The 17568-nt window shown below is 61.0% G+C and carries 12 protein-coding genes; 6 read left to right on the forward strand and 6 right to left on the reverse strand.

Annotated features, from left to right (window positions below; all coding sequences use genetic code 11):
- Positions 1 to 68: 68 nt before the first annotated feature.
- The 3 genes from QMX86_RS22450 to QMX86_RS22460 all read right to left on the reverse strand — a co-directional run bounded on the left by QMX86_RS22450 (position 69) and on the right by QMX86_RS22460 (position 3318).
- Positions 69 to 1313: a lipoprotein-releasing ABC transporter permease subunit gene (locus tag QMX86_RS22450; RefSeq protein WP_071173051.1), complete on the reverse strand. Its 1245-nt coding sequence runs from the start codon at positions 1311 to 1313 to the stop codon at positions 69 to 71.
- A 63-nt stretch (positions 1314 to 1376) separates the two neighbouring features.
- The gene (lolD, locus tag QMX86_RS22455; protein ID WP_016775477.1) at positions 1377 to 2060 is read right to left on the reverse strand and encodes a lipoprotein-releasing ABC transporter ATP-binding protein LolD; all 684 of its coding nucleotides are present in this window, start codon (positions 2058 to 2060) and stop codon (positions 1377 to 1379) included.
- 7 nt (positions 2061 to 2067) lie between these two features.
- Positions 2068 to 3318, reverse strand: a complete 1251-nt coding sequence (locus QMX86_RS22460; RefSeq protein WP_024013629.1) for a lipoprotein-releasing ABC transporter permease subunit — start codon at positions 3316 to 3318, stop codon at positions 2068 to 2070.
- 94 nt (positions 3319 to 3412) lie between these two features.
- On the opposite strand from QMX86_RS22460, the gene QMX86_RS22465 reads away from it, so the two are divergent.
- Both QMX86_RS22465 and QMX86_RS22470 read left to right on the forward strand, forming a co-directional pair.
- Positions 3413 to 3994, forward strand: coding sequence for a PilZ domain-containing protein (locus tag QMX86_RS22465; protein ID WP_016775478.1), 582 nt, complete (start codon positions 3413 to 3415; stop codon positions 3992 to 3994).
- Between the two features lie 14 nt (positions 3995 to 4008).
- Positions 4009 to 4731, forward strand: coding sequence for a glycerophosphodiester phosphodiesterase family protein (locus QMX86_RS22470; protein ID WP_008087738.1), 723 nt, complete (start codon positions 4009 to 4011; stop codon positions 4729 to 4731).
- Between the two features lie 42 nt (positions 4732 to 4773).
- Here QMX86_RS22470 and sthA read toward each other — a convergent pair whose 3' ends face one another.
- Positions 4774 to 6168 carry a Si-specific NAD(P)(+) transhydrogenase gene (gene sthA, locus QMX86_RS22475; protein ID WP_016775479.1) on the reverse strand — a complete coding sequence of 465 codons (1395 nt, stop codon included), beginning with the start codon at positions 6166 to 6168 and terminating at the stop codon, positions 4774 to 4776.
- Positions 6169 to 6369: 201 nt separating this feature from the next.
- Complete coding sequence (locus QMX86_RS22480) at positions 6370 to 7416, reverse strand: FAD:protein FMN transferase (RefSeq protein WP_282384466.1); 1047 nt, start codon at positions 7414 to 7416, stop codon at positions 6370 to 6372.
- A gap of 75 nt (positions 7417 to 7491) precedes the next feature.
- Between QMX86_RS22480 and QMX86_RS22485 the strand changes: the two genes are divergently transcribed.
- Entirely contained in the window at positions 7492 to 8793 is a 1302-nt protein-coding gene (locus QMX86_RS22485) for an MFS transporter (protein WP_024013631.1), read from the forward strand.
- A gap of 107 nt (positions 8794 to 8900) precedes the next feature.
- Here the strand turns inward: QMX86_RS22485 and QMX86_RS22490 are convergent, their stop codons facing one another.
- Positions 8901 to 10364: a glyceraldehyde-3-phosphate dehydrogenase gene (locus QMX86_RS22490; protein ID WP_016775482.1), complete on the reverse strand. Its 1464-nt coding sequence runs from the start codon at positions 10362 to 10364 to the stop codon at positions 8901 to 8903.
- Between the two features lie 354 nt (positions 10365 to 10718).
- On the opposite strand from QMX86_RS22490, the gene mfd reads away from it, so the two are divergent.
- Genes mfd through QMX86_RS22505 form a run of 3 tightly spaced genes read left to right on the forward strand, consistent with a single transcriptional unit; the run spans position 10719 to position 17447 of the window.
- Positions 10719 to 14168, forward strand: coding sequence for a transcription-repair coupling factor (mfd, locus tag QMX86_RS22495; protein WP_024013632.1), 3450 nt, complete (start codon positions 10719 to 10721; stop codon positions 14166 to 14168).
- 10 nt (positions 14169 to 14178) lie between these two features.
- Positions 14179 to 14745: a CsiV family protein gene (locus QMX86_RS22500; RefSeq protein WP_056791507.1), complete on the forward strand. Its 567-nt coding sequence runs from the start codon at positions 14179 to 14181 to the stop codon at positions 14743 to 14745.
- A gap of 11 nt (positions 14746 to 14756) precedes the next feature.
- The gene (locus QMX86_RS22505; protein ID WP_282384465.1) at positions 14757 to 17447 is read left to right on the forward strand and encodes a DEAD/DEAH box helicase; all 2691 of its coding nucleotides are present in this window, start codon (positions 14757 to 14759) and stop codon (positions 17445 to 17447) included.
- The last annotated feature ends 121 nt before the right edge of the window (positions 17448 to 17568 follow it).

Consider the following 17568-nt stretch of genomic DNA (forward strand, 5'->3'; position numbering starts at 1 on the left):
GGCTCGCTCCCACAGGGAAATGCATTCCAACCGTGGGAGCGAGCCTGCTCGCGAAGGCGGTCTAAAGGTTACGAGTATCTCAGCGCATGCGCCGGTTCGATCTTCGCCGCCCGCCACGCCGGATACACCGTCGCCAGGAAGCTCAGAATGAACCCCGCCGAGCAGATCAACAGCACATCGCCGCCCTGGAGTTCCGAGGGCAGGTTGCTGACGAAATACACGTCCGAACTGAAGATATGCTGGCCGGTCACGCGCTCGACCCAGCCGACCAATTCACTGACATTGAGCGCCGCAATCACGCCCAGCACGCCGCCAATGATGGTGCCGACAATGCCGATCACCGTGCCCTGCACCATGAAGATCGCCATGATCTGCCGGGGCGTGGCGCCGATGGTGCGCAGGATGGCGATGTCGGCGCCCTTGTCGTTCACCACCATGATCAGCGTCGCGATGATGTTGAACGCCGCCACCGCGACGATCATCAGCAACAGCAGGCCGATCATGGTTTTTTCCATCTTCATCGCGCTGAACAGGCTGCCCTGGGTGTGAGTCCAGTCGTCTGCCTTGAAGTCAGCGCCGAGGCCACTGGCAATGTCCGCAGACACCTTCGGCGCGGCGTACAGATCCTTGACCGCCAGCCGCACGCTCTGCACCTGATTCGGTTGCCAGTGCTGCATGGTCGCGGCATCGGCGACATGAATCAGGCCCATCGAACCGTCCAGCTCGGCGCCGACCTTGAACACGCCCACCACATTCAGGCGCTGCATGCGCGGGGTGATACCGCCCGGCGCGGTGCTGACTTCCGGGACGATCAGAGTGATCTTGTCGCCGACATTGAGGCGGAAACGCCGCGCGGTGATTTCACCGATCACCACACCGAATTCGCCCGGCTTCAAGGCATCGAGACGCCCCTGGACGATGTGCTGGGCAACGATCGACACCTTGCCTTCCTGGGCCGGATCAACGCCGCTGATCTGAATCGGCTGCATCGAACCCTTGTAGGACAGCATGCCTTCCATTTCGGTGAACGGCACGGCGGCCGTCACTTCGGGATTTTTCATCGCGGCGGCGGCCACCGGCTGCCAGTCATCGATCGGCTTGACGCCAACGATAGTGGCATGGGGCACCATGCCGAGGATGCGCGAGCTCATTTCGCGCTGAAAGCCGTTCATCACCGACAGCACCACGATCATCGCCAGCACGCCGAGGGCGAGGCCGATCATCGAGGTCATCGAAATGAACGAAACAAAGCGATTGCGGCGCTTGGCGCGGGTATAGCGCGTGCCGATAAAGATCGATAACGGTCTGAACATTCGCTGGGGCACCGTATAGAAATAAAAGACCCGGCGCCGTTACGGGCGCCGGGTTTCAGCCAGTCAGATGGGAGTGAGGCAGCCTTCCTGCAGCTGCAGAACGCGATCCATCTGGCGAGCCAGGTTCATGTCGTGCGTCACCACCAGGAACGCCGTGCGCATCGAAGTGCTCAGCTCCAGCATCAGATCCTGAATGCCTTCGGCGGTGTGCAGGTCAAGGTTGCCGGTTGGCTCATCGAGCATCACCAGCCCCGGGTTGTTCACCAGGGCACGGGCGATGGCCACGCGCTGACGCTCGCCGCCGGACAGTTCCGCCGGTTTGTGTTCCAGACGATGGCCCAGACCGACGCGCTCCAGCAATGCCGTGGCACGCTGACGCGCCTCCGGGATGGCGGTCTTGCCGATCAACAGCGGCATGCAGACGTTTTCCAGCGCGGTGAATTCCGGCAGCAAATGGTGAAACTGATAAACGAAACCAAGCGCGCGATTGCGCAGCAGGCCACGCTTTTTCTCGCTTAATGCCGACAGTTCTTCACCGTCGAGCCAGACGCTGCCCTTGCTTGGCGTATCGAGACCGCCGAGCAGGTTGAGCAAAGTACTCTTGCCGGAACCGGATTTACCCACGATCGCTACACGCTCGCCCGGGTGCAACTCCAGTTGCAGGCCGGCCAGCACTTGTACCGACTCTGGACCCTCCTCGTAGGATTTGCCCAGGTTACGGCAGCTCAGAATTGCTTGTTCACTCATGCCCGACTCACTCATAACGTAACGCCTCCGCCGGCTGGGTGCGCGCGGCACGCCAGGCGGGATACAGGGTGGCGAGGAAACTCAGGACCAACGCAGCGGCGCAGACCATGACGACGTCCTGGCTCTGGACCTGCGAAGGAAGATAATCAATGAAATACACGTCAGCATTAAGGAACTTGTGGCCGATCAGCCCTTCAAGCGCCGAAATGGCCGCACTGACATTCAGTGCCGCGAGGATCCCGACCACCGCGCCAATCGCCGTGCCGACCACGCCGATCACTGTGCCCTGAACCATGAACGTGCGCATGATCGTGCCCGGAGTGGCGCCAAGGGTGCGCAGAATGGCGATGTCGCCCTTCTTGTCGTTCACCACCATCACCAGCGTGGAAATGATGTTGAACGCGGCGACGGCGACGATCAGCAGCAACAGCAGCCCGATCATGGCTTTTTCCATGCGGATCGCTTGATACAGGTTGCCGTGGGTGCGGGTCCAGTCGCGGGCGTAGTAACGATCTTCGCCGAGCTGCTGGGCAATGTTCCACGCCTCGCGCGGGGCCTGGAACAGGTCGTCGAACTTCAGACGCAGGCCCTGCACCTGATCGGCTTTCCAGCGGTGCATTTTCGCCAGATCCTGCAGATTGGTCACGCCGAGGTAGCCGTCGAGCTCACCGGCGCCGACATGGAAAATCCCGACCACGGTGAAGCGCTTCATGCGCGGGAACATGCCGGCCGGGGTCACGCTGACCTCGGGCGCAACGAAAGTGACCTTGTCGCCAATGCCGACGCCGAGCTTGGTGGCGGCCTTGTCGCCGATGACGATGCCGAAGCTGCCGGGCGTCAGGTCGTCGAGTTTGCCCTGCTTCATGAAGTTGTCGATGATCGACACATTGCGCTCGAGCGCAGGATCAATGGCATTGAGCAACACCTTGGAAACCTGACCGTTGTTGGTCAGCAGGCCCTGCATCTGGGTGAACGGCGCCACCGCCGTCACCTGCCGGTTCTGCTTGACCTTGTCGGCCAGGCTTTGCCAGTCATTGATCGGCTCGCCGGTCTCGAGAGTAGCGTGGGGCACCATGCCCAGCACGCGGGTGCGCATCTCATGGTCGAAGCCGTTCATCACCGACAGCACGACGATCATCACGACCACGCCAAGGGCGAGCCCGATCATCGAAGTCAGGGAAATGAATGACACAAAATGATTGCGACGCTTTGCACGGGTATAACGCGTGCCGATAAATACGAAGAGAGGTCTGAACATGTCGGGGCTTGTTCGGAGGGAAAAGGAACGTCCTTGTGGCGGGGGTCGAAAACCAGCTTTACACTCAGACCACCGCCGCTACCATGGGTTCGCCATGTCGACATTAGATGAAGAAGATCGCCGCGAATACTACCGTATCGAGGACACGATCGCACTGGAAATTCGGCCCCTGTCCGCTCCCGAAGCCGCAGGTCAGGAAGTGTTGCAGGATGCTTCCCCACTCTTCAACCTGCTCAGCGAACTGCACCTGAGCGAATTCGAGTCGCAGCACCTGTTGCGGCAGATCAGCGAGCGCGACCGCGCCATCGCCGCGTTTCTCAAATCGCAGAACAAACGCATCGACCTGCTCAGCCAGGTGATCGCCCTGACCGTGCTCGGCCACATCGGCGAGCCGCAGCCGGTGATCATCTCCGAGGGCGGGATCGACTTTCAGTACCCGACCCCGATTGCCACCGGCGCACACCTGTCGGTGAAACTGGTACTGATGCCGCAGGCGCTTGGCCTGCTGCTGCGTGCCCGGGTCACCCATTGCGATCCCAAGGGCGATGGCTATGACGTCGGCACCGAGTTCGAGCGTCCGACCGATGCCCAGCGCCAATTGCTCGCGCGCTACATCTTGCAAAAGCAGGCTCAGGAACGCCGTCTGGCCCGCGAACAGAACGAATCTGGCATTTAACTTAAGGAAGCACCGTGACCCTCATCTACGGCCACCGCGGCGCCAAGGGCGAAGCACCGGAAAACACCCTGAGCAGCTTTCAGGAATGCCTCAAGCACGGCGTGCGTCGCTGCGAACTGGATCTGCACCTGTCCAAGGACGGCGAGCTGATGGTCATCCATGACCCGACGCTCAAACGCACCACCGACCGTCGCGGCAAAGTCGTCGAGCACACCGCCGCCGAACTGGTGACCTACGACGCGCGTAAGGGCGGCCCGGGCTGGATCAAGCCGTGCCCGATTCCGACGCTGGAAGAGTTGTTCGAGCAATGTGATTTCGAGCACTGGCAGCTGGAAGTCAAAAGCGCATCACGCACCCGCGCGGCGACTACCGTGCTGGCGATTCGGGAAATGGCTCAGCGCCACGGCCTGCTCGACAAGGTGACGATCACTTCGAGTTCGCGGGAAGTCTTGAAGGCAGCGCTGGATCTGGTACCCGACGTATCCCGTGGCCTGGTGGCCGAATACGCCTGGCTCGATCCGCTGAAAGTCGCGGCGAGCTACGGCTGCGAGATTCTCGCATTGAACTGGACGCTGTGTACGCCGGAACGCCTGCAGAAGGCGCAGCGTCAGGGCCTGCATGTGTCGGTGTGGACCGTCAACGAGCCTGCACTGATGCGCAGACTCGCCGACTTCGGCGTTGACAGCCTGATTACAGACTTTCCCGGTTTGGCCACTGCCACCCTTGAGAATTGCTGAAATCGGTCTCCCCGGCCGGCTCAGGCCACCGGCCGGAGCCCGTCAAAAAAGCCGGTTGAGGCCGTCGTACGCCGCGACCCGATAGGCTTCGGCCATGGTCGGGTAGTTGAACGTGGTGTTGACGAAATACTTCAGGGTGTTCAGCTCGCCCGGCTGGTTCATGATCGCCTGACCGATGTGAACGATCTCCGACGCCTGATAACCGAAGCAGTGCACGCCGAGCACTTCCAGCGTTTCGCGGTGGAAGAGGATCTTGAGCATGCCTTGCGGCTCACCGGCAATCTGCGCCCGCGCCATGCTCTTGAAGAAGGCCTTGCCGACTTCGTACGGCACTTTCGCCTGGGTCAGCTCCTGCTCGTTCTTGCCGATCGAGCTGATCTCCGGAATGGTGTAGATGCCGGTCGGCACGTCATTGACGAAGCGCCAGCTGCCATTGTCGACGATGCTGCCAGCAGCCGAACGGCCCTGGTCGTGGGCGGCACTGGCCAGGCTTGGCCAGCCGATCACGTCACCGGCGCCGTAGATGTTTTCCACGCAGGTGCGGTAGTTCTGGTCAACTTCGATCTGGCCACGGCTGTTGACCTTGACCCCGATGTTTTCCAGACCCAGCGTGTCGGTGTTGCCGGTACGGCCGTTGCACCAGAGCAAGGCGTCGGCCTTGATCTTCTTGCCGGATTTCAGGTGCAGGATCACGCCGTTGTCCACGCCTTCGACGCGGTCGTACTCTTCGTTGTGGCGCACGGTGATGTTGTTGTTGCTGAAGTGGTAGCTCAACGCCTGGGAAATTTCCGAGTCGAGGAAGCTCAGCAACTGGCCACGGTTGTCGACCAGCTCGACCAGCACACCCAGACCACTGAAGATCGATGCGTATTCGCAACCGATCACACCAGCGCCGTAAACGATCAGTTTGCGCGGGGTGTGGCCGAGGCTGAGGATGGTGTCGCTATCGTAGATACGCGGGTGGTGGAAATCGATGTCCGCCGGGCGATACGGGCGCGAACCGGTGGCGATGATGATGTGCTTGGCCACCAGCTTCTCGACCACGCCGTTGCCGCAGACCACTTCGATGGTTTGCTCGTCGGCGAAGCTGCCGGTGCCGAAGAACACGTCGACGCGGTTACGGGCGTAGTAGCCGGTGCGCGATGCGACTTGTTTGGAAATGACTTTTTCGGCGCTTTTCAACACGTCCGGGAAGGAGAACCAGCGTGGCTCGCCGATCGCGCGGAACATCGGGTTGGTGTTGAACTGCATGATCTGCCGCACCGAGTGACGCAGTGCCTTGGACGGGATGGTGCCGAGGTGGGTGCAGTTGCCGCCGACCTGGCGACGGCTGTCGACCATCGCGACCTTGCGCCCCGCTTTGGCGGCGTTCATTGCCGCGCCTTCTCCCGCCGGGCCGGAACCCAGTACCACCACGTCGTAGTTGTAGACAGCCATGCGTACTCCTCAGAACAGGCCGCGGTGCCAGCAGCACCGGCGGCTAAATCACGCCGAACGGCGGCGCGAAGGAACAATTGGGGGCCAGTGAAGAACCCGGACACAGTCTATAGAAGCGTCAACGCCGCGCACATTAACCCTTGGTCGCGTCGTAGGCTACTTTTGCCTGCACTACAACGCCAGCTTTCGTCTTGTCTTCGGTCAGTTTTTTTCGCCGACAAGCTGCGCAAATGCCTGACTGCTGCGGGTGACGAAACCTGTATCGGCACGCAGGACAAAGAATGCAGCAATGTCATGCTTTTGGGCATAGTCCCGCGCCCTTTCCGGCCCGAGAATCAGCAACAGCGTCGATAGTCCATCGGCCATCAGCGCTGAAGGATGAATCACCGTGACTGACGCCAGGTCGTGTAGGACCGGTCGCCCGCTGCGTGCATCGAAGGTGTGGGAATAACGCCGACCGTCCTGCAGAAAATAATGGCGGTAGTCACCGGAGGTGGACACGCCGTAGCCATCGACATCGATAATCCGCTCGGCCACTTGCTGGTCATCGCGAGGCTCTTCGAGAGCGATGCGCCACGCTGAACCATCCGGCTTCTTGCCCCGGGCTTTGAGTTCGCCCGTGGCTTCGACCAGATAATTGTCGATGCCCATGCCCTGCAATCTGGCGGTGATGGCATCCACGGCGTAACCGGCGGCAATGCTGTTGAAGTCGACTTCGACGGCGACGTCCTTGCACAACCGTTCGCCGTCGATGTGCAGATGCTGATGGCCGACCCGCTGCATGACCTCGACCACAGCGGCCGCATCAGGGATCTTTTCCTCGCGTCCTTGCGGGCCGAATCCCCAGAGGTCCAGCAGCGGTTCCACGGTCAGGTCGTAGGAGCCATCGCTTTGCGTTGAAAGCTGTTCGCCGATGCGGACCAATTCGAGCACCGCTGCCGGCATGGCTTGGCAGCTATCGGCGGGCAAGGCGTTGAAACGTTCGATGGCGGAGTCACTTCGGTAAGTCGACAGCTGTTGATCGACTTCACCGAGGATGGCCTGCACTTCGCCGCGCACCCGCGCAGGATCGGCGCCCCCGGCGTGGCGCACGTACTTGACCGACCAGGTGCTGCCCATGGTCGAGCCACCGACCTGTTCCAGGGAATCGCCGGTGCCGCAGCCGACCGAAGCCGCCGCCAAGACCACAAGCCCCCACCAGCGTCCAGTTAACAATTCTTCATCTCCCCGCAAAACCACGGCGGCCATTATGAACTACAAGCGCCCGCTCGCTTCCCCATGGCTGCAACGCCTTTATACAAAATTGAACAGTGAGTACCTCCCATGTCCTCCACCACGGGCAAAGGCAAAGCGATCTTTCGCGTTGTCAGCGGCAACTTCCTCGAAATGTTCGACTTCATGGTCTACGGCTTCTATGCCACGGCCATCGCCAAAACCTTCTTCCCCACCGACAGCGCGTTCGCTTCGCTGATGCTGTCGCTGGCGACCTTCGGTGCCGGATTCCTGATGCGCCCGCTCGGGGCGATTTTCCTCGGTGCCTATATCGACCGTCACGGACGGCGCAAAGGGCTGATCATCACTTTAGCGATGATGGCCGCCGGTACAGTGCTGATTGCCTGCGTGCCCGGCTACGCGACGCTCGGTGTCGCCGCGCCGCTGCTGGTGTTGTTCGGCCGTTTGCTGCAAGGCTTCTCGGCGGGCGTGGAACTGGGCGGCGTGTCGGTGTATCTGGCGGAAATCTCTACGCCGGGACGCAAAGGCTTTTTCGTCAGTTGGCAGTCGGCCAGCCAACAGGCTGCAGTAGTCTTTGCCGGTCTGCTCGGCGTCGGTCTCAACCACTGGCTGAGTCCGGAGCAAATGGGCGAATGGGGCTGGCGTGTGCCGTTCCTGATCGGCTGCATGATCGTGCCGGTGATTTTTTTCATCCGTCGCTCGCTGGAAGAAACTCCGGAATTCCAGGCGCGAACCCACCGCCCTACCCTCGGCGAAATCGTCCGCTCGATCGGGCAGAACTTCGGCATCGTCATTGCCGGCATGGCGCTGGTGGTGATGACCACGGTTTCGTTCTACCTGATCACTGCCTACACGCCGACATTTGGCAAGGCTGAGCTGCATCTGTCTGATCTGGATGCGCTATTGGTGACCGTATGCATCGGCTTGTCGAACTTCTTCTGGCTACCGGTGATGGGCGCGGTATCCGACAAGATCGGCCGTAAACCCTTGCTGTTGGCAGCGACGATTCTGGCGATCCTCACTGCGTATCCGGCATTGTCATGGCTAGTGGCGAACCCGAGCTTCAGCCATTTGCTGATTGTCGAACTGTGGCTGTCGTTCCTTTATGGCTCGTACAACGGCGCAATGGTGGTGGCACTGACCGAGATCATGCCGGTGGAAGTGCGCACGACCGGTTTCTCGCTGGCCTACAGCCTGGCGACGGCGACGTTCGGCGGCTTTACCCCGGCGGCGTGTACCTACCTGATCCACGTGCTGGACAACAAGGCAGCACCGGGCATCTGGCTCAGCGGCGCGGCGGTGTTGGGGTTGATTGCGACGTTGGTATTGTTCCGTGGCAACCGGCATGAGTTGCGCACGGCGCAGGCTGCTGTGGTTGGCGGCGCCAGCTAGATCTCACCCGCCAGCGCGATCGTTGCCACGCAGAGCGTGGGAACGATCACTCCACAAACAAAAACGCCCCGACAAAATGCCGGGGCGTTTTCATTCAAGCCTGAGGCTTAGCGCGGGAACGCTGGCGGATTCACATCAGCCATGTCTTCCATTACGCGAACCACCTGGCAGCTGTAGCCGAACTCGTTGTCGTACCAGACGTACAGAACGACGCGGTTGTCCTGCACGATGGTCGCTTCAGCATCGACCACACCGGCGTGACGCGAGCCGACGAAGTCGGTCGACACCACTTCCTGCGAATTGACGAAGTCGATCTGCTTGTGCAGCTCGGAGTGCAGCGCCATGTAGCGCAGGTACTCGTTCATCTCTTCACGGGTGGCGGCTTTCTCAAGGTTGAGGTTGAGAATAGCCATCGACACGTTTGGCGTCGGCACACGGATCGCGTTACCGGTCAGCTTGCCGGCCAGCTCAGGCAGAGCCTTGGCAGCAGCGGTAGCGGCACCGGTCTCGGTGATTACCATGTTCAGCGCGGCGCTGCGGCCACGGCGATCGCCCTTGTGGAAGTTGTCGATCAGGTTCTGGTCGTTGGTGTACGAGTGAACGGTTTCGACGTGACCGTTGATGATGCCGAACTTGTCGTTGACCGCTTTGAGCACCGGCACGATGGCGTTGGTGGTGCAGGAAGCAGCCGAGACGATCTTGTCGTCAGCGGTGATTTCACCGTGGTTGATGCCGTGAACGATGTTCTTCAGCTTGCCCTTGCCAGGCGCGGTCAGAACAACGCGGTCGATACCCGGGCAGGCCAGGTGCTGACCCAGGCCATCGGCGTCACGCCAGACACCGGTGTTGTCCACCAGCAGCGCGTCTTTGATGCCGTACTGGGTGTAATCCACCTCGGTCGGGTTCTTCGCGTAGATCACCTGGATCAGGTTACCGTTGGCGGTGATGGTGTTGTTTTCTTCATCGATGGTAATGGTGCCGTTGAACGAACCGTGTACCGAATCGCGACGCAGCAGGCTGGCGCGTTTGGTCAGGTCGTTCTCGGCGCCTTTGCGCACGACGATGGCGCGCAGACGCAGGCCGTCGCCACCACCGGTTTTCTCGATCAGGATGCGCGCCAGCAGACGGCCGATACGACCGAAACCGTAAAGAACAACGTCGGTGCCTTTACGGGCCGAGGCGTTCTGCTGGCCAACCACGTCAGCCATCTCTTCACGCACGAACTGCTCGGCGCTGCGGCCGTTGCCTTCATTGCGGAATTTGAACGCCAGCTTGCCCAGATCCACCGACGCCGCGCCGAGCTTGAGCTCGCTCATGGCCTTGAGCAGTGGGAATGTTTCGTGGACGGAGAGTTCGCTGTCGTCCGAAGAACGGTGGCGAGCAAAGCGGTGAGCTTTGAGAATCGCGATGACAGACTGGTTGATCAGGCTGCGGCCATAGATCGAGCTAACCACGTTGTTATTGCGGTAGAGCTGACCGATAAGCGGGATCATCGCTTCTGCGAGTGCTTCACGGTCGATCCATTCACCAAGACACTGGTCGGGCTTCTGAGTCACGGTAACCTTCCACATGTAGGGGCAGAAAAAAGGGGCTACATTATGCCGCCGACAAGCCCTTTCAGCAATGCGCGCTTGTCGCGCAATCGGTAACAAAATCCCGTTCAAAAAATTTACGCCTTTCTCTAGCCCAGTAAAACCGGGGCTTTCAGCGCAGTCAATTTTTCGACGACTGTTAGACGATGTCTGTAACTCTCCGTAACACTACCCCGTTTCGGCACTACATAATCATGAAAAAAGTGCTCGTTTTTATGGTTACCACTACATTTCGTCCAAACCGTGAAGATAGACGCAGTCTGCAACTGACAGGCGGCACCGGAGGCCGCTACAATTACCGACTTTGTCGCAACGCCTGGAGCTCAACCTTCCGTGCCTGTTCTGCGTCTACCGCTACTCCCTGCCGAAGCAGGTAAACAGCACTGGGGCAATCTGCCCGGTGCCGCCCTCAGCCTGGCGATTGCCGAGGCTGCCAGCGCTGCCAAGCGCTTTACCCTGCTGCTGACCGCCGACAGCCAAAGCGCCGAACGGCTGGAACAGGAGCTGAGTTTCTTCGCCCCGGATTTGCCCGTACTGCATTTCCCCGACTGGGAAACCCTGCCCTACGACCTGTTCTCGCCGCACCAGGACATCATCTCCCAGCGCATCGCCAGCCTTTACCGCCTGCCGGAACTGGCCCACGGCGTGCTGGTGGTACCGATCACCACCGCCCTGCATCGCTTGGCGCCGACCAAGTTCCTCCTCGGCAGCAGCCTGGTGCTGGACATCGGCCAGAAGCTCGACGTCGAACAGATGCGCGCGCGGCTCGAAGCCAGCGGCTATCGCTATGTCGACACGGTGTACGAGCACGGCGAGTTCACCGTACGCGGCGCGCTGATCGACCTGTTCCCGATGGGCAGCAAACTGCCGTATCGCATCGACCTGTTCGATGACGAAATCGAAACCCTGCGCACGTTCGATCCGGAAACCCAGCGTTCGATCGACAAGGTCGAGTCGGTCAAGCTGCTGCCGGCCCGCGAGTTTCCGTTACAGAAAGACGCAGTCACCCGCTTCAAGGCGCGTTTCCGTGAGCGCTTTGACGTCGATTTTCGCCGCTGCCCGATCTTTCAGGATTTGAGCAGCGGCATCACCCCGGCCGGTATCGAGTACTACCTGCCGCTGTTCTTCGACGAAACCTCGACGCTGTTCGACTACCTGCCCCAGGACACTCAGGTGTTCTCGCTGCCGGGCATCGAGCAGGCGGCGGAGAACTTCTGGAACGACGTGCGCAATCGTTATGAAGAACGCCGCGTCGATCCTTCGCGTCCTTTATTGCCACCGGCCGAACTGTTCCTGCCGGTAGAGGATTGCTTCGCGCGCCTGAAGAATTGGCCACGCGTCGTTGCCAGTCAGCAGGACGTTGAAAGCGGCGTCGGCCGTGAGCGCTTCCCGGCCCATGCGCTGCCGGACCTGGCCATCGAAGCCAAGGCCACGCAGCCACTGGCGGCGCTGGCCGGCTTCCTCGAAGAGTTCCCCGGTCGCGTGCTGTTCACCGCCGAATCGGCGGGTCGTCGCGAAGTCCTGCTGGAACTGTTGGAACGCCTGAAGTTGCGGCCGAAAACCGTCGACAGCTGGCCGGACTTCGTTGCCAGCAAGGATCGTCTGGCGATCACCATCGCCCCGCTCGACGAAGGTCTGCTGCTCGACGACCCGGCGCTGGCGCTGGTGGCGGAAAGTCCGCTGTTCGGCCAACGGGTCATGCAACGTCGCCGCCGCGAGAAGCGCAGCGATGTCAGCAACGATGCGGTGATCAAGAACCTCACCGAACTGCGCGAAGGCGCGCCGGTGGTGCATATTGACCATGGTGTCGGCCGCTACCTGGGCCTGACGATTCTGGAAATCGACAATCAGGCCGCCGAATTCCTCACCCTCGAATACGCCGAGAACGCCAAGCTTTACGTACCGGTAGCCAACCTGCACCTGATCGCACGTTACACCGGCAGCGACGATTCGCTCGCGCCGCTGCACCGCCTCGGCTCGGAAACCTGGCAGAAAGCCAAGCGCAAGGCCGCCGAGCAGGTACGTGACGTCGCCGCCGAATTGCTCGACATTTACGCCCGTCGCGCCGCCCGCGAAGGTTATGCCTTCGCCGACCCGAAGGCCGATTACGCCACCTTCAGCGCCGGTTTCCCGTTCGAAGAAACACCCGATCAGCAAGCGACCATCGAGGCGGTACGCGAAGACATGCTCGCGCCGAAACCGATGGATCGCCTGGTCTGCGGCGACGTCGGCTTCGGCAAGACCGAAGTGGCCATGCGCGCCGCGTTCATTGCCGTGCACGGCGGGCGTCAGGTGGCGATTCTGGTGCCGACCACCCTGCTCGCCCAGCAGCACTACAACAGCTTCCGCGACCGCTTCGCCGACTGGCCGGTGACCGTGGAAGTGATGAGTCGCTTCAAATCGGCCAAGGAAGTCAACGCGGCGATCGCCGATCTGGCGGAAGGCAAGATCGACATCGTCATCGGCACGCACAAGCTGCTGTCCGATGATGTGAAGATCAAAAACCTCGGGCTGGTGATCATCGACGAAGAACACCGTTTTGGCGTACGCCAGAAAGAACAGCTCAAGGCCCTGCGCAGCGAGGTCGATATTCTGACCCTGACCGCGACGCCGATTCCGCGCACGCTGAACATGGCGGTGTCGGGCATGCGCGATCTGTCGATCATCGCCACGCCGCCAGCGCGACGCCTGTCGGTGCGCACTTTCGTCATGGAGCAGAACAAGAGCACGGTCAAGGAAGCCCTGCTGCGTGAACTGCTGCGTGGCGGTCAGGTTTACTACCTGCACAACGATGTGAAGACCATCGAGAAGTGCGCCGCCGACCTCGCCGAACTGGTGCCGGAAGCGCGCATCGGTATCGGCCACGGGCAGATGCGCGAACGTGAACTCGAACAGGTGATGAGCGACTTCTACCACAAGCGCTTCAACGTGCTGATCGCCTCGACCATCATCGAGACCGGCATCGACGTGCCGAGCGCCAACACCATCATCATCGAGCGCGCCGACAAGTTCGGCCTGGCCCAGCTGCACCAGTTGCGAGGCCGCGTTGGCCGCAGTCACCACCAGGCTTACGCCTACCTGCTGACGCCGCCGCGCCAGCAGATCACTTCCGACGCGGAAAAGCGTCTGGAAGCGATCGCCAATACCCAGGATCTTGGCGCCGGTTTCGTGCTGGCGACCAACGACCTGGAAATCCGTGGCGCCGGCGAACTGCTCGGCGACGGTCAGAGCGGGCAGATTCAGGCCGTCGGCTTCACCCTGTACATGGAAATGCTCGAGCGCGCGGTGAAGTCGATCCGCAAGGGCGAGCAGCCGAACCTCGATCAACCGCTTGGTGGCGGGCCGGAAGTCAATCTGCGGGTGCCGGCGCTGATTCCGGAAGATTATCTGCCGGATGTGCATGCGCGGTTGATTCTGTATAAACGCATCGCTTCGGCCACCGACGAGGAAGGCCTCAAGGATCTGCAGGTGGAGATGATCGACCGCTTCGGCCTGTTGCCGGAGCCGACCAAGAACCTGGTGCGGATCACCGCGCTGAAATTGCAGGCGGAAAAGCTTGGCATCAAGAAAGTCGACGGCGGGCCGCAAGGCGGACGTATCGAGTTCGAAGCGCAGACGCCGGTTGACCCGATGACCCTGATCAAGCTGATCCAGACGCAGCCCAAGCGCTACAAGTTCGAAGGCGCAACGATGTTTAAATTCCAGGTGCCGATGGAGCGCCCGGAAGAACGTTTCAATACTGTCGAGGCGCTGTTTGAGCGTCTCATCCCGAAATCCGCTTGAAGGACGCCCGATGCGCCTGTTCCGCTCTCTGACTTTGTTGCTTGCACTTGCAGCACCGACGGCGTTTGCCGATGACACGTATCAGGTCGAAATGATCCTGGTGCGCCAGAATGCCGTCCCGGCCATCGTCAGCCGCGCCGCCCCGGAAGACTGGGCCGCAGGCGCCCAGCGTCTGGGCAGCGACAGCCAGCGCACCCCGGCGCTGAATGATGTAGTGAACAAACTCACCGCCAGCGGCGAGTACACCGTGCTGATGCACAAAGCCTGGCAGCAGAGCCTCGGCGAAGCGCCGGCGAAAGTCGCAGTGAGCGAAGGTCAGGAGCAGTTCGGCCAGTTCCCGATCGAGGGCACGCTGGAAATGAAACTCGGCCGCTTCACCGACGTGACCGCCGATTTCTGGGTCAATCAGATCGACGCCAATGGCCTGGTCACTGCCAGTGAGCGCCTGCGTCAGGACAGCCACACCAAGAACGGCCAGCTCAATTACCTCGACAACGGCCACCTGGCCCTGCTGATCAAGATCACTTCCCTGACCGCGCCAGCGCCTCGCGAAGCGCCTGAAGTCGTGCCGGACTGATCGAAGTCCTTATGCCGCCGCCCCTGAGCAAACCGCTGGCCCCGTCGTGGGTCAGCCGATTCAAAGAACAGAGTCTGGAGCGCGGCCGCCGCTACGCTTTGGAGAATCGAGTGCGCATCGCCCAGGTCGGCGATGCGACCATCACCGCCAGTTGCGAAGGTTCTGGCGGTAGCGTTTACCGACAAACCATCCATCTGCGCGAGTCAGCCAAAGCCACCCTGCTGCTGGTCGATGCCAGTTGCACCTGCCCGGTGCGCAGCAACTGCAAACACTGCGCGGCGGTGCTGCTGAAAATCCAGGAAACCCTCGACTACCCCGCCGCCGCGAAAGATGCCGAGCTGCTGGAAAAACTCCAGGCCGTACTGGAAAACCGCAGCCCGAAAGCGCCACCGCAAGTGCTGGTGGACAATGTGCAACCGGTGCCGCGCCTGTGGCTGGCGAGCGTCGAGTTCAGCGCCTTCGAGCCGCGCAACGGCAAGATGCAGCGCTACATTCAGCACCGCGCGGCGCTGTCGTTCAGTTATTTGGACGAATACGTCAGCGGGCAAAAACACAGCGATATCCTGATCCGTCAGGAAGCCCAGACCCTGCGGATAAAACGTCACCCGGACGTCGAACAGTCCTACCGCGAACAGCTACGCATCCTCGGTTTCCGCATCGCCACCCGGCAGAGCAAAGCGCTGCCGGAAAGCGCCGGCGAACTCTACGAGATGGTCAATGACAGCGCCTGGCTGACCTTCACGCTGAATGACTTGCCGAAGCTGCGCAGCCAGGGCTGGGAGTTGCAGATCGATGAGGAATTCGGTTTCGACCTGACCGCCGTCGACGACTGGTACGCTACCGTCGAACAGGCGCCGGAGCGCGACTGGTTCGATCTGGAACTGGGCATCATCGTCAACGGCGAGCGCCTGAGCCTGCTGCCGATCCTGCTGAATCTGATGCGCTCGCACACCGAGATCCTCAACCCGGAACGCCTCGCCCGCCGTCGCGATGACGAGCTGATTCTGGTCAACATTCCGCAACGCACCAGCGAGCATGGGCCGTTGCAAGTCGCGCTGCCCCTCGGTCGCTTGAAGCCGGTATTGATGACGCTGGGCGAGTTCTATTTGCAGGAGCCGGGCGAAACCACCCTGCGCCTGAGCAAGGCTGACGCCACCCGGCTCAATTCGCTGGAAGGCCTGCCGCTGTTGTGGGAAGGCGGCGAGCAGATCCGCACCTTCGCCCAGCGGCTGCGCGACATCCGCGATTTCACTGCCGAAGCGCCGCAAGGTCTGAATGCAACGCTGCGCCCGTATCAGCTCGAAGGTTTGAGCTGGATGCAATCGCTGCGGCAACTGGAGGTTGGCGGGATTCTTGCGGATGACATGGGCCTGGGCAAAACCCTACAGACCCTGGCGCATGTTCTCAGCGAGAAGAACGCCGGACGCCTCGATCGTCCGTGCATGGTGGTGATGCCGACCAGCCTGATTCCGAACTGGCTCGATGAGGCGGCGCACTTCACCCCGCAGCTGAAAGTCCTCGCGCTGTACGGCGCCACGCGCAAAAAGCACTTCGACAATCTGGCCGACTTCGACCTGATCCTCACCACCTACGCCCTGTTGCCCAAGGACCTCGAGCGCCTGGCCAAACAGCCGCTGCACGTGCTGGTGCTGGACGAAGCGCAATACATCAAGAACCCCAACAGCAAAGCCGCTCAGGCCGCGCGCGAGCTGAACGCGCGCCAGCGCCTGTGCCTCAGCGGCACGCCGCTGGAAAACCACTTGGGCGAGCTGTGGTCGCTGTTCCACTTCTTGCTGCCGGGCTGGCTCGGCGACGTGAAAAGCTTCAATGCCGATTACCGTGTGCCGATCGAAAAGCGCGGCAGTGAAGTCAGACTGCAGCACCTCAACGGTCGGATAAAACCGTTTCTGCTGCGCCGTACCAAAGAGCAGGTCGCCACGGAGCTGCCGCCGAAAACCGAAATCATTCATTGGGTCGAACTCAACGAAGCGCAGCGCGACGTGTATGAGACCATGCGCCTGGCGATGGACAAGAAGGTCCGCGACGAGATCACCCGCAAAGGCGTGGCGCGCAGCCAGATCATCATTCTCGAAGCATTGCTCAAGCTGCGCCAGGTCTGCTGCGATCTGCGCTTGGTCAACGACGCCACCCTGCCCGCACGCGGCAGCACCTCGGGCAAACTCGACAGCCTGATGGAAATGCTTGAGGAACTGTTCGAAGAAGGCCGGCGGATTCTGCTGTTCTCGCAATTCACTTCGATGCTGACATTGATCGAAAAGGAATTGAAAAAACGCAAGATCGCTTACGCCCTTCTCACTGGCCAGACCCGTGACCGGCGCACACCGGTGAAGGAATTCCAGAGCGGCACGCGTCAGATTTTTCTGATCAGCCTGAAGGCCGGTGGCGTCGGCTTGAACCTCACCGAAGCCGATACGGTGATTCACTACGACCCGTGGTGGAACCCGGCGACCGAGAATCAGGCCACCGACCGGGCCTATCGAATCGGCCAGGAAAAACCGGTGTTCGTCTACAAGATGATTGCCCGGGGCACAGTGGAAGAGAAGATTCAGCACCTGCAGAAGGAAAAGTCTGACCTGGCAGCGGGCGTGCTCGATGGGCGCAAGGCCGGGGACTGGAAGTTGCAGAGCGATGACATTGAAGCGCTGTTTGCGCCGTTGCCGGACAAGATCGACAAGCGCTGAAAGCGGCGTTGCTGGTTAGATAGCTTTCGCGAGCAGGCTCGCTCCCACACGATCCAGATTCACTGAAGATCAAACGTGGGAGCGAGCCTGCTCGCGAATAGCCACACCGCGGTTCAAAACC

The organism is Pseudomonas sp. PS01270, assembly GCF_029959775.1.
GTDB classification, from domain to species: domain Bacteria; phylum Pseudomonadota; class Gammaproteobacteria; order Pseudomonadales; family Pseudomonadaceae; genus Aquipseudomonas; species Aquipseudomonas atacamensis.